The following is an 11,175-nucleotide window of genomic DNA, read 5'->3' on the forward strand; positions in this document are numbered from 1 at the left end:
CAAGGACCTCGACAATCCTCATTCTTGCTGGTCAGAGGCACTTTCTGCTTTCCTGACCGCCTGCCGGACAGCCCGCTTCATGAAAGCGCGAGGCTCACGGCCCTTTACGCCGCGGCCCGGCAGGCGTTCGGCGCCGACATCGTGCAGATCTGGCGCCAGGGCCTCAAGGAGGTTCCCGACGTGAAGGTCGACATCTTCGAGGAGCAGATTCCCCGGGGGCGCAAGGGGAGCGACAGCCCCAAGCGTGACCGTCGCGCGATCGACACCTACCCCACCCGTGCGGACTTCATCGAGTTCTCCGCGGGGTGGAAGCCGGTCGTTGAGATTCACAGGCCGATCGTCGACGACACCCCGACCATCTGAGGCGGCGTTACCTCTCGTCGGCGTTACCTCTCGTCTCGGCCTGAGAGAACGCCGAAGCGCCCGCCGTTCCACTCGACGACCCCGCGAGACAGCCCGCCTGACCGATATCGAAGCCTGAAGTCGTTCTGCGACAGCCCTCAGTGCTTCGGCGTAGTCGAGTGACGTCCACTTCGCGCTCGAGCGAGGGCAAGGAGCGTGAGGGGTCGGCGGGCGTCACGCGCATTGCGGCGACGGCCGGAGGCGATGTTCTTCGCGCCGTTCAGTCGCAAGGCGCCGACCGCGAGGTTGCGCCGGTGGCCACAGCGCGGGATGCGCTGTCGGTCCGCCACCGCGCACGCGGTCAGGACGTCACCGCTCACCGGCGAGGTCGAGATCCCCCTTGCTCGGCTCGGCCACACCCTCAGCACTCCGGGGACGGCACCACGGACGGGCGATCGGACCGGACACCGCCCGCCACCACGCCTCCACCGGCAGCTCCCCCGCCGGCTCGAACGGCTCCCCCGGCCGCGGGAACGCCACCGCCTGCCCCGCCTCCTCGGCCGCGTCCTTCGTCCACTCCCCCGGCTCCGCCCACGCGTGCGGCGCGAGGTTGAAAGTCCCCCAGTGGATCGGCAGCAGGGCACCGCCCGGCCGGCCTCCCTGCAGGTCGAGGTGGGCGCGTACGCCCTCCTCGGGCGTCATGTGGATGTCCGGCCAGAACTCGGCGTACGCCCCGAGCTGGATCATCGTGGCGTCGAACGGGCCGTGTGCGGCGCCGATGTCCTGGAAGCCGTCGAAGTAGCCGGTGTCCCCGCTGTGGAAGACGCGGTGTTCCTCGCCCGCGACGACCCAGGACGCCCAGAGGGTGTGCTGGGTGTTGCGCAGCCCGCGGCCGCAGAAGTGGCGGGCCGGCGTGGCGGTCAGGGTGAGGCCGCCGACGCGCGTCGACTCGTGCCAGTCCAGCTCGCGCAGCCGGTCGGCGGAGACACCCCAGTGTTCGAGGTGGGCGCCGACGCCGAGGGGCACCGCGAACACGGTGTCGGTGCCGGCCAGCGCCACGATCGTGGGCATGTCCAGGTGGTCGTAGTGGTCGTGGGAGATGACGACGACGTCGACCGGGCCGAGGGCGGCCAGGGGCACCGGAGCCGGGTGCAGCCGCTTGGGGCCGGCGAAGGGGAACGGGGAGCAGCGCTCGCCCCACACGGGGTCGAAGAGCACCCGCTGTCCGTCGATCTCGGCGAGCACGCTGGAGTGCCCCATCCAGGTCAGCCGCAGTCCGGTGGCGGGCGGACCGGCGAGGTCGGCGAGGGTGGTGGGGTGCACGGGGACCGTGCCCCGCGGCGCACGGCGGGTCCGCGCTTCCCGGTCGAAGTAGATCTTGGCGAACTCGCGCGCCGATCCGGAGGGCCGGGTCCGGGCGGTGCCGCCGGGATTCTGGAACACGCCGTCGCCGAAGTGCGGCGATCTGCGGATACGGGCCATGCGCTCACCGCTCGGGTTCGCGCCGAAGGCCGCGGGGCGCGGCATGCGGAGCCCGGGGCTCGGGGAAGGGAAACCGGCCACGGTACCTCCAGGTGGAGTAGGTCAGGCTCTCATTATCGTCTCGTCCGACGTCACCTCGAACGCCCGATGTCACATCCGAGTTCCCTCCGCCCGTCGTACCGGTGAGGGCGCCCCCGCCAAAGCGCCCGGAACGCAACGGCACGGCCCGACGGACAGGAAGGTGGCCCTCATGGCCCGCGTATCCCTCACCCCGCCCCGGACGCTCCTTCTCCGTGTCATGGAGTGGTACTCCCGGCGCGCCTACGGCAGGGTGCTCGACCCCGGCAAGGCGCTTGCCCACAACCCGCGGGTGCTCTGGGGCGACCTGCGGTTCGAGCAGTCCGTGGCCAGGTGGAACAGACTGGACTCCGACCTGAAGGCGCTCGCCGTGATGGCCTCGGCGGCCTCGATCGGCTGCTCCTGGTGCATGGACTTCGGCTTCTGGGAGAACGCCGAGCGCGGCATGGACCGGCGCAAGCTGCACGACGTGCCGGTGTGGCGGGAGAGTGATGCCTACACGCCGCTCGAGCGGGACGTCATGGAGTACGCCGAGGCGGTGACGGCGACGCCGCCCGACGTCGGCGACGACCTCGCCGAGCGGCTGCGGACCCGGCTGGGCGAGCCCGCGTTCGTGGAGCTGACGGCCATGGTCGCCGTCGAGAACCTGCGTTCCCGTATCAACGCGGCGCTCGACCTCACCAGCCAGGGCTTCAAGGACTCCTGCGACCTGCCCGGCACCGGGCCCGCGGCCCGGACCGCCACGACGACGGACTGAGCCACCGGGCCGGAAGCGGCCGTCGCCGCACGTCCGGGCGCCTGTATAGGGTGACGGGCGTGGCGAGAGTCCGGTTGAGTGTGGCGGAGCGGCGTGAGGAGCTGCTGCGCGCGGCCGTCGAGCAGATATCGGCGCGGGGCGTGGCGGCGTTGCGGATCGCCGACGTGGCCGCTGCGCTCGGTGTCAGCAACGCGCTCGTGCTCTATCACTTCTCCACGAAGGAGAAGCTGGTCGCCGCCGCGTTCACCTACGCGGCCGAGGACGATCTCGCCCGTCTGCGCAAGCTGCTCGGCCGCCGTACGTCGGCGCTGCGCCGGCTGCGGGCGGCCGTGCGGTGGTACGCCCCGACCGGGCAGGCCAAGGGCTGGCGACTGTGGATCGAGGGCTGGGCTGCGGCGTTGCGCGAGCCCGCGCTCCGGGAGGTCACGCGGGAACTGGACCGCCAGTGGAAGGCGGCGATCGCCGAGGTCATCGCGGAGGGCGTGGCCGCCGGGGAGTTCCCCTGCCCGGAGCCCGACGGCGCCGCCCTGCGCCTGACCGCACTGCTCGACGGGCTGGCCGTGCAACTGACGTCGTACGCGGGCGCGGTGTCACGGGCCCGGGCACAGGAGTGGATGGACGAGGCGCTCGCCCGTGAACTGGGCCTGGAGCGCTCGGCGTTGACGACACCGCGCCGCTGATCCGGGCCGCCCGCCCATCCACGCCCCGCCGTCCACGTCCCGTCGTCAGGCCACCGCCGAGATCCGCATCTTGATGTCGTCCGGCGACAGCGTCCCCTTGGCCGTCACGTGGTCCCCCGACGACTCCCCGCGCAGCCGGCGTCCGATCCACGGCACCAGGTACTCGCGTGCCCAGTGCACGTCGTCCCGCCGTACGTGGAGGGTGCCGCGGGGCGGCAGCTGCGGCCAGGCCTGGTCCGGGTCGGCCGGCACCCGCAGGCCGAGGGCCTGACCCGCGCGCAGCGCCACGCGCGTGTGGCCCTCGGGCGACAGGTGCAGCCGGTCGGCGTCCCACGCCCTGCGGTCCTGGACGCTCCGGAGCGACCACAGGTCGAGCACGGGGCAGCCGTGGCGGTCGGCGACGGCGCGGACGTGCCCGTTGTACGTGGCGATCTTGCCGCGCAGATGCTTGAGGACGGGCACCCCACGGGTGTCGAAGCCGGTCGTCACGAGGACGGTGCCGGCCACGGCGGTCAGCGCGGCCACCGCCCGCTCGAACCGCTCCGCCACCTCGTCGGGATCGGTGCCGGGCCGGATGATGTCGTTGCCGCCCGCCGCGAAGGAGACCAGGTCCGGCGCGAGTCCGGCGACTCGCGGGATCTGCTCCGCCACGATCTGGTCGAGCAGCCTGCCGCGCACGGCGAGGTTGGTGTACCTGAAGTCGCCCTCGGGGCGTCGGTCGGCGAGCAGTACGGCGAACCGGTCGGCCCAGCCGACGAACGCCCCGTCGGGGCCGGGGTCGCCGACGCCCTCGGTGAAGCTGTCCCCCACCGCCACGTACGACCCGATCACTTCTCTGCTGTCACTCTTCGAATCGTCTGCCACGTCGGCCCATGATTCACCTTGGAATGTGACCTACGCGACCGTAGAAAGGGTTGACGGGCGGTGAGAAAGACCACGCCTAAAGTGTTCACCAATTCAGGAATACACCGAAGGCCGGACCCGGGGATCGGGGTCCGGCCTTCGGTCGCGCGAGACCGCGCCGAACCGTCGTCAGAGAGAGACGCCGTGCGAGCGCAGGTACGAGATCGGGTCCACGTCCGAACCGTAGTCCGGCGTGGTGCGGATCTCGAAGTGCAGGTGCGGGCCGGTCACGTTGCCGGTGGCACCCGAGAGGCCGACCTGCTGGCCCGCCGTCACGGACTGACCGGCGGAGACGGATAGCGAGGACAGGTGGGCGTACTGGGCGTAGTGGCCGTCGGCGAGCTGGATGACGACCTGGTTGCCGTACGCGCCGCCCCAGCCGGCGGAGACGACGGTGCCCGCGCCGACGGCCTTGAGCGAGGTACCGGTCGGGACGACGAAGTCCGTGCCGGTGTGGTAGCCACTGGACCACATGCTGCCGGTCTGGTGGTACGGGGTACCGACGCTGCCGCCGGGGACGGGCGACGTGAAGCCGCTCGTGGCGCCGGCGGACTGGGCGCTCGCGTCCGAGGAGTCCGACGAGTCCGACGAGGAGGTCTTCGCGGCGTCCGACGACTTCTCCGGCGCGGCGGGCTTCTCGGCCGCCGGCTTCTTGGACTCGGTGGAGGAGGACGGGGCCGACGACTTGGCGGCCTGCTCGCCGATCGAGAGCTTCAGGCCGGGGTGGATCATCGACGGGTCCGCGCCGACGGCCTCGCGGTTGTCCGAGTACAGCTTCTTCCAGCCGCCGTCGACGTCCTGCTCGTCAGCGATCTTCGAGAGGTAGTCACCGCTCTTCACGGTGTACGTCCGCGAGTCCGAGTTCTTCTCGGCGCTGTCGCCGGCGGCCTTCTTCGCCGTCGTCGGTATGGACCGCACGGCCTGCTCGGAGACGGACTGCGCGGGAGCGGCGTGGGCAGCGGCGGCGCCCATCAGCGGGAGCGCGAGCGCGGCGCCACCGGTTCCGGCGACGGCGATGGTGCGGGTCAGGCGCATGGCCCTGGTACGGCGGTGCTTACCCTTCGCGGGCATGGCGAGTTCCTCTCCGGCGCCTGCGAGGTGAGCTGTCGGGTGCGAGCTGGAGATGCCCGGCCGCGCCGAGACGCGGCTTTACCCCAAGCCGTTCCGGGAACCGGAACAGGCGGTTGTACCTGTGGGTCCCCCGCTCCTGCCGTGTACGGGTGGTGGATGAGTGCGGGCTCCGGTCGGCGGCAGGATTAGGCGTCCGTCCGGATCGGTGGTGAACGTAAGGGACCGGGGCGCGCAGGGACAAGCGAGGTGTTCCATGGACGGGTGTTCCGATTGATCCTTTACGGGGATTACCGGTCACCCTCCGTCGATTCGCGGAGCGCCGCTTCATGTAAACGGCCTTGAAAACCCGCTGTATTACGTGAACATGATGGGCAACGCACGGTCACGGATATGACGCTGCTCACGCGGCACCTCGCCAGCCCCTGCCATTTCAGCGCTAGTTGGAATTCAGGTGCTAATTCGGACAGAAGTCTTGGAAGTGGCGTAGTCGGGCGGTCGTGACGTCGAGGCCCCAGGGCCGTGCCGTATCGTCGAGTGGCGCCCGTCGGCGAGCAGCGTCGACGGGGCGAAGTGGGAGGAGTCCCCGTGACGCAGCAGGTCCCGTCGACCGAACCCGAGCTGGCCGGTGTGCGCAACTTCCGTGACGTGGGCGGACTGCCGACCGTGGACGGGCGGCGGGTGCGACAGGGGGTGCTGTTCCGCAGCGGTCACCTGGCGCACGCCACCGGGGAGGACACCGCGTTCCTCGCCTCGCTGGGCCTGCACACCGTCTTCGACTTCCGCAACGCGGCCGACCAGAAGCTCGAGGGTCCGGACGTCGAGCTTCCGGGCGTGCGGAATGTGAACCTGCCACTGAGCGATCCGGCCGACGGCGCCGAGTTCTGGAAGATGGTCCGCGACGGCGACCTCGGCCAGCTGCGCGAGATCCTGGCGGGCGGCAAGGGAGCCGACCGGATGATCGGCTCCTACCGCATGATCATCAAGGAGCGCACCGCGGAGCACTCACGGGTGCTGCACGCGCTCGCCGAGGACAGCGTCCCCGCCCTGATGCACTGCGCGGCCGGCAAGGACCGCGCGGGCCTGTCGATCGCCGTCACCCTGCTCGCCCTGGGCGTCGAGCGCGAGGCCGTCGTCGACGACTACCTCAAGTCCAACGCCGCGCACCGCCGCTACAAGGTACGCCGCAGCAGCTCCGCCGCCTCGGCCTACTCCCCCGAGGTCATGGAGCTGCTCAGCCCTCTGTTCGACGCGCGCGCCGAGTACCTCGCAGCGGCCTTCGAGACCATCGAGGCGACCTGGGGCGGGGTGGACGCGTACCTGGAGAAGGGCCTGCGGATCACTCCGGAGACCCGGGAGCGGCTGCGGGAGCGGATGCTGGACTGAGGCGTCCGCCCACCCGCTACTTGGCGCCGACCTCGAAGAGCAGGTAGATGAAGGCCGCGAAGGCGTGGCCCACGATCAGGTAGATGAAGAGCCGCACCCACAGGGCGCGCGGGAACTTCTCCTGCAGATTCATGGCGTCTCTCCAAGGGTGGGACGGATCGTGGTGGTGGCCGGCCCCAGGCACAGCGCCGTCGTCGGGCTCTGCAGCAGGGTGTGGACGAAGAGGAGCTCGACCCCGTCGGCGTCCTGGGCGGCGATCCGGTGCGGGGTCAGCGAGTCGAAGTGCGCGCTGTCGCCCGGACCGAGCCGGTGCACGGTGTCGCCGAGGCGCAGCCGCAGCCGGCCCCGCAGGACGTGGAGCCACTCCTCGCCGGGGTGTACCCGCACGATGTCGCCCTGCGAGCCGTGCGGCACGTGGACGCGCAGGGCCTGCATGCCGCGACCGGCCCCGCCGGCCTGCCAGTACGTCCAGCCGCCCGCGAACGTCGGCTCCATGGCGTCGGCACGCACGACGGCGTCCCGGTCCGCCGCCGTCTCGCCGAGCAGTTCCGACACGGTCGTACCGTAGATACGGGCGAGGGAGAGCAGCATCGGCAGCGAGGGCTGGCGCTGCCCGGTCTCCAGACGGGAGAGGTGGGCGGGCGACAGCCCGGCGGCGCGGGCCGCCGCCTCCAGGGTGAGAGCGGCCCTGCGCCGCAGGGCACGCAGCTGCGGCGCCACGACGGACACCGCGTCCGCCGACGCGTCCGGCGCCGGCGGTTCGGGCTCGTGGGAGGTCATGCCTCCATTCAGCCCGAAACTTGCCTGTCAGGCAATTTCTTTGCCTGTTAGGCAAAATTTCGTCGGTGACCTGCTATCGGTTGGCCACCGCCTGCCTGACCAGGGTCTTGCCGAAGTCCCACATCAGGCCGCCCCCGTTGTGCGCGTCGTCCATCACCTCGGTGAACGCGTCGACGAACCGGTCCGCGTCCCCCACGTCGATGATCAGCGGCGGGATCAGCTTGATCACCTCCAGGTGGTCCCCGGAGACCTGCGTCAGGATCCGGTGCCGTTGCAGCAGCGGCACCACCACCATCTGCGCGAACAGTCCCTTCCGCGTGGCCTGCAGCATCGTCCACCGGCTGCGCAGCTTCAGCGATCGTGGCCGGCCGAACTCGATGCCGATCATCAGCCCCCGGCCGCGGACGTCGGCGAGCAGCTCGTAGCGGTCCACCAGCTCCGCCAGCCGGGACTTCAGCCGCTCCCCCACCGCGGCCGCGTTCGCCACGATCTCCTCGTTCTCCATCACCGAGAGCACCGCCAGCCCGGCCGCCATGGCTTGCGCGTTGGACCCGAAGCTCGCCGAGTGGACCTGCACCCGGTCCATCGAGGAGTACACCTTCTGGAAGATCCAGTCCTTGCCCAGCGTGGCCCCCACCGGTACGTAGCCGCCGGACAGCGCCTTGGCCACGCACACCAGGTCGGGCTCGACGCCGTCCTCGTGCTGGAAGGCGTAGAACTTCCCGGTCCGGCCGAGGCCCGTCTGCACCTCGTCGGCGATCAGCAGCGCCTTGTGCCGGTGCAGCAGCTCCTGCGCGGCGCGCAGATAGCCGGGCGGGGCCTCGTGCACGCCCTTGCCCTGGACCGGCTCCACGATCAGCGCGGCCACGTCGCCCTGCTTCAGCTCCCGCGCCAGGGCGTCCAGGTCGCCGAGCGGGACCGCGGTGTCGGGCAGCAGCGGGGCGAAGCCGTCGCGGAAGCCGTTCTCACCGTTGACGGAGAGCGAGCCGGTGGTCAGCCCGTGGAAGGCGTGCGTGCAGTACAGGATCCTCGGCCTGCCGGTCGCGCACCGGGCGAACTTCAGCGCGGTCTCGACCGCCTCCGTGCCGCTGTTGCCGAAGAAGACCCGGTCCAGGTGGGGGCTGTAGGAGAGCAGCTTCTCGGCCAGGAGCCCGGGCAGCGGCGGGCAGTCGAAGCGGGTCAGGTCGGCCAGCGAGGCGTCGAGGACGTCGTGCAGCGCCTTGCGGACGACGGGGTGGTGGCGCCCCAGTCCCATCACCGCGAACCCGGCGAGCATGTCCAGGTAGTCGTTGCCGTCCGCGTCCCAGAAGTGCGCGCCCTCGGCACGCTCGTAGACCTTGTCGAAGCCGATGGTGCGCAGCATGCGCGGGAGCTGGTGGTTGAGGTGCCTGGCGTGCAGCTCGTACCGCTCGGCTCCGCGCTCGGCCAGGAGCGCGGCGAGGTCGAACTCCTTGGTCATTCAGTTGTCCCCTTCCGCTGGCATGACGATCCGTCCGTCCCCGGCCTGATCCCCGGCCGCCTCTCCGGCCGCCTCTCCGTCCGGTGCTGCGGCCGGTGCTGCGGCCTGTGCTGCGGCCTGTGCTGCGGCCTGTGCTGCGGCGGCCAGGCTCGCGCTGATCCGGCCGGCGATCTCGACCGGGGTGAGACCGATGTCGGCGAGCACCTCGGCGCGCTTGGCGTGTGCGAGGAACTGCTCGGGGATGCCGAACCGGCGTACGGGAACGTCGACCTCGGCGTCGCCCAGTGCCAGCGCCACCGCCGAACCGACCCCGGCTGCCCGGCTGTTGTCCTCGACGACGGCCACCAGTCGGTGCCGGGCGGCCAGGGGCGCGAGCGCCGGATCGACAGGCTTGACCCAGCGTGGATCGACGACGGTGCATCCGACGCCGCGGGCCTCGAGCAGCTCGGCGGCGCGGAGGCAGACGGGCGCCATCACACCCACTGCGACGAGCAGTACTTCGGGCCGGTCGGCCGCGTGCAGAACGTCCATGCCGCCGACCCGGTCGACGGCCGGGACCGACGGTCCGACGGACTCCTTCGGGAAGCGCACCAGCGTCGGCGCGTCGTCGACGGCGACCGCCTCGCGCAGCTGGGCGCGCAGCTGGCCGGCGTCGCGCGGCGCGGCGATGCGCAGGCCCGGGACGACCTGGAGTACGGACATGTCCCACATGCCGTTGTGCGAGGGTCCGTCGGCGCCGGTGACCCCGGCCCGGTCCAGGACGAAGGTGACGCCGCAGCGGTGCAGGGCCACATCCATGAGCAGCTGGTCGAAGGCGCGGTTGAGGAAGGTGGCGTAGACGGCGACGACCGGGTGGAGGCCACCGGTGGCGAGGCCCGCCGCGGACACGGCGGCGTGCTGCTCGGCGATGCCGACGTCCCAGACCCGGTCGGGGAACCGCTCGGCGAAGCCGGCGAGGCCGACCGGGTGCAGCATGGCCGCGGTGATCGCCACGACGTCGTCGCGCTCCTCACCGATCCGGACGATCTCCTCGCCGAACACGGAGGTCCAGGACGGTGCGCCGGAGGGACTGAGCGGCGCGCAGGTGAGCGGGTCCATCACACCGACGGTGTGGAAGTGGTCCTCCTCGTCGCGCAGGGCGGGTTCGTAGCCGCGGCCCTTCTCGGTGAGGCAGTGCACCAGTACGGGTCCGTGGAAGCGTTTCGCGCGCCGCAGCGCCGACTCGACGGCCCCGGTGTCGTGCCCGTCGATCGGGCCGACGTACTTCAGCCCCAGGTCCTCGAAGAGTCCCTGCGGGGCGAAGGCGTCCTTGAAGCCCTTCTTGGCGCCGTGCAGGGCCTCGTAGACGGTGTTGCCGACCACGGGCGTGCGCTGGAGGACGTCCTTGCCCCAGGCCAGCATCCGTTCGTAGCCGTCGGTCGTCCGGAGCGTCGCGAGGTGGTTGGCGAGGCCGCCGATGGTCGGCGCGTACGAGCGTTCGTTGTCGTTGACGACGATGATCAGCGGCCGGTCCCTGGCGGCCGCGATGTTGTTCAGGGCCTCCCAGGCCATGCCGCCGGTGAGCGCGCCGTCGCCGATGACGGCGACGACGTGTCCGCGTTCCCCCCGCACCTGGCGGGCCTTGGCGAGGCCGTCGGCCCAGCCGAGCACGGTGGAGGCGTGGCTGTTCTCGATGACGTCGTGCTCGGACTCCTCGCGCGAGGGATAGCCGGACAGCCCGCCCTTGCCGCGCAGCTTGGAGAAGTCCTGACGTCCGGTCAGGAGTTTGTGCACGTAGCTCTGGTGGCCGGTGTCCCACAGGATGCGGTCGGCCGGTGACTCGAAGACCCGGTGCAGGGCGACGGTGAGTTCCACCACGCCCAGGTTGGGTCCCAGGTGGCCGCCGGTGCGGGCGACCGCGTGCACCAGGAAGTCACGTATCTCGTCGGACAGTTCACCGAGATCCGCCTCGGACAGCGCCTTCAGGTCGCGTGGTCCCCGGATGCTCTCCAGAATCGTCACGCTCGGGCCCCCTTCGGTCCATGCTGTTCAGCTCACGGTGACGGCCGGCTCCCCCGACGCGCCGTCCTTCTCCATCTGCTCGGCGATCCGCATCGCCTCGTCGATCAGCGTCTCCACGATCTTCGACTCGGGGACGGTCCTGACGACCTCGCCCTTCACGAAGATCTGGCCCTTGCCGTTGCCGGAGGCGACGCCGAGGTCGGCCTCGCGGGCCTCGCCGGGGCCGTTGACGACGCAGC

At 71.1% G+C, this 11,175-nt stretch carries 11 protein-coding genes, 1 pseudogene and 1 riboswitch; of the genes and pseudogenes, 4 read left to right on the top strand and 8 right to left on the bottom strand.

The features are described 5' to 3' along the window. A pseudogene (locus ACH4F2_RS34740) lies at positions 1-363 on the top strand (hypothetical protein); the annotation flags it as partial. A 348-nt stretch (positions 364-711) separates the two neighbouring features. On the opposite strand, the gene ACH4F2_RS34745 reads toward ACH4F2_RS34740, so the two are convergent. Continuing rightward, positions 712-1,905, bottom strand: a complete 1,194-nt coding sequence (locus ACH4F2_RS34745) for an MBL fold metallo-hydrolase (RefSeq protein ID WP_398136700.1) — start codon at positions 1,903-1,905, stop codon at positions 712-714. A 169-nt stretch (positions 1,906-2,074) separates the two neighbouring features. Here ACH4F2_RS34745 and ACH4F2_RS34750 point away from each other — a divergent pair, with 169 nt between their 5' ends. Together ACH4F2_RS34750 and ACH4F2_RS34755 are read left to right on the top strand one after the other, a co-directional pair. After that, on the top strand, positions 2,075-2,659 hold the full coding sequence (locus ACH4F2_RS34750; RefSeq protein WP_398136701.1) for a carboxymuconolactone decarboxylase family protein: 585 nt from the start codon (positions 2,075-2,077) through the stop codon (positions 2,657-2,659). Between the two features lie 59 nt (positions 2,660-2,718). Continuing rightward, a complete protein-coding gene (locus ACH4F2_RS34755) occupies positions 2,719-3,339 on the top strand; it encodes a TetR/AcrR family transcriptional regulator (protein ID WP_398136702.1) in 621 nt (206 codons plus the stop codon). Positions 3,340-3,384: 45 nt separating this feature from the next. Here ACH4F2_RS34755 and ACH4F2_RS34760 read toward each other — a convergent pair whose 3' ends face one another. Both ACH4F2_RS34760 and ACH4F2_RS34765 read right to left on the bottom strand, forming a co-directional pair. Further along, entirely contained in the window at positions 3,385-4,170 is a 786-nt protein-coding gene (locus tag ACH4F2_RS34760; RefSeq protein ID WP_398136710.1) for an SGNH/GDSL hydrolase family protein, read from the bottom strand. Positions 4,171-4,371: 201 nt separating this feature from the next. Further along, positions 4,372-5,313 (bottom strand): peptidoglycan DD-metalloendopeptidase family protein, encoded by a 942-nt coding sequence (locus ACH4F2_RS34765; RefSeq protein ID WP_398136703.1) that lies wholly within the window; start codon positions 5,311-5,313, stop codon positions 4,372-4,374. 4 nt (positions 5,314-5,317) lie between these two features. Further along, positions 5,318-5,475, bottom strand: a riboswitch (cyclic di-AMP (ydaO/yuaA leader). Between the two features lie 423 nt (positions 5,476-5,898). Between ACH4F2_RS34765 and ACH4F2_RS34770 the strand changes: the two genes are divergently transcribed. Continuing rightward, positions 5,899-6,696 carry a tyrosine-protein phosphatase gene (locus ACH4F2_RS34770; protein WP_398136704.1) on the top strand — a complete coding sequence of 266 codons (798 nt, stop codon included), beginning with the start codon at positions 5,899-5,901 and terminating at the stop codon, positions 6,694-6,696. Positions 6,697-6,712: 16 nt separating this feature from the next. Here ACH4F2_RS34770 and ACH4F2_RS34775 read toward each other — a convergent pair whose 3' ends face one another. From ACH4F2_RS34775 to ACH4F2_RS34795, 5 genes are all read right to left on the bottom strand, one after another. After that, complete coding sequence (locus ACH4F2_RS34775) at positions 6,713-6,829, bottom strand: DUF6126 family protein (protein ID WP_398136705.1); 117 nt, start codon at positions 6,827-6,829, stop codon at positions 6,713-6,715. Then, positions 6,826-7,476: a helix-turn-helix domain-containing protein gene (locus tag ACH4F2_RS34780; protein ID WP_398136706.1), complete on the bottom strand. Its 651-nt coding sequence runs from the start codon at positions 7,474-7,476 to the stop codon at positions 6,826-6,828. Before ACH4F2_RS34780 ends, ACH4F2_RS34775 begins: the two co-directional genes overlap by 4 nt. A 73-nt stretch (positions 7,477-7,549) precedes the next feature. Continuing rightward, positions 7,550-8,935, bottom strand: a complete 1,386-nt coding sequence (locus ACH4F2_RS34785) for an aspartate aminotransferase family protein (protein WP_398136707.1) — start codon at positions 8,933-8,935, stop codon at positions 7,550-7,552. Next, the gene (gene dxs, locus ACH4F2_RS34790; protein WP_398136708.1) at positions 8,936-10,936 is read right to left on the bottom strand and encodes a 1-deoxy-D-xylulose-5-phosphate synthase; all 2,001 of its coding nucleotides are present in this window, start codon (positions 10,934-10,936) and stop codon (positions 8,936-8,938) included. A 27-nt stretch (positions 10,937-10,963) separates the two neighbouring features. Beyond that, a partial coding sequence (locus tag ACH4F2_RS34795) for a flavodoxin-dependent (E)-4-hydroxy-3-methylbut-2-enyl-diphosphate synthase (RefSeq protein ID WP_398136709.1) occupies positions 10,964-11,175 on the bottom strand: 212 nt, incomplete at its 5' end.

The organism is Streptomyces sp. NPDC017890 (assembly GCF_044328675.1).
Lineage (GTDB): Bacteria > Actinomycetota > Actinomycetes > Streptomycetales > Streptomycetaceae > Streptomyces.

Coding starts and splice junctions, on each gene's coding strand:
- ACH4F2_RS34750 (WP_398136701.1), top strand. CDS start 2,075: ATGGCCCGCGTATCCCTCACCCCGCCCCGGACGCTCCTTCTCCGTGTC.
- ACH4F2_RS34765 (WP_398136703.1), bottom strand. CDS start 5,313: ATGCCCGCGAAGGGTAAGCACCGCCGTACCAGGGCCATGCGCCTGACC.
- ACH4F2_RS34775 (WP_398136705.1), bottom strand. CDS start 6,829: ATGAATCTGCAGGAGAAGTTCCCGCGCGCCCTGTGGGTGCGGCTCTTC.
- ACH4F2_RS34780 (WP_398136706.1), bottom strand. CDS start 7,476: ATGACCTCCCACGAGCCCGAACCGCCGGCGCCGGACGCGTCGGCGGAC.
- ACH4F2_RS34785 (WP_398136707.1), bottom strand. CDS start 8,935: ATGACCAAGGAGTTCGACCTCGCCGCGCTCCTGGCCGAGCGCGGAGCC.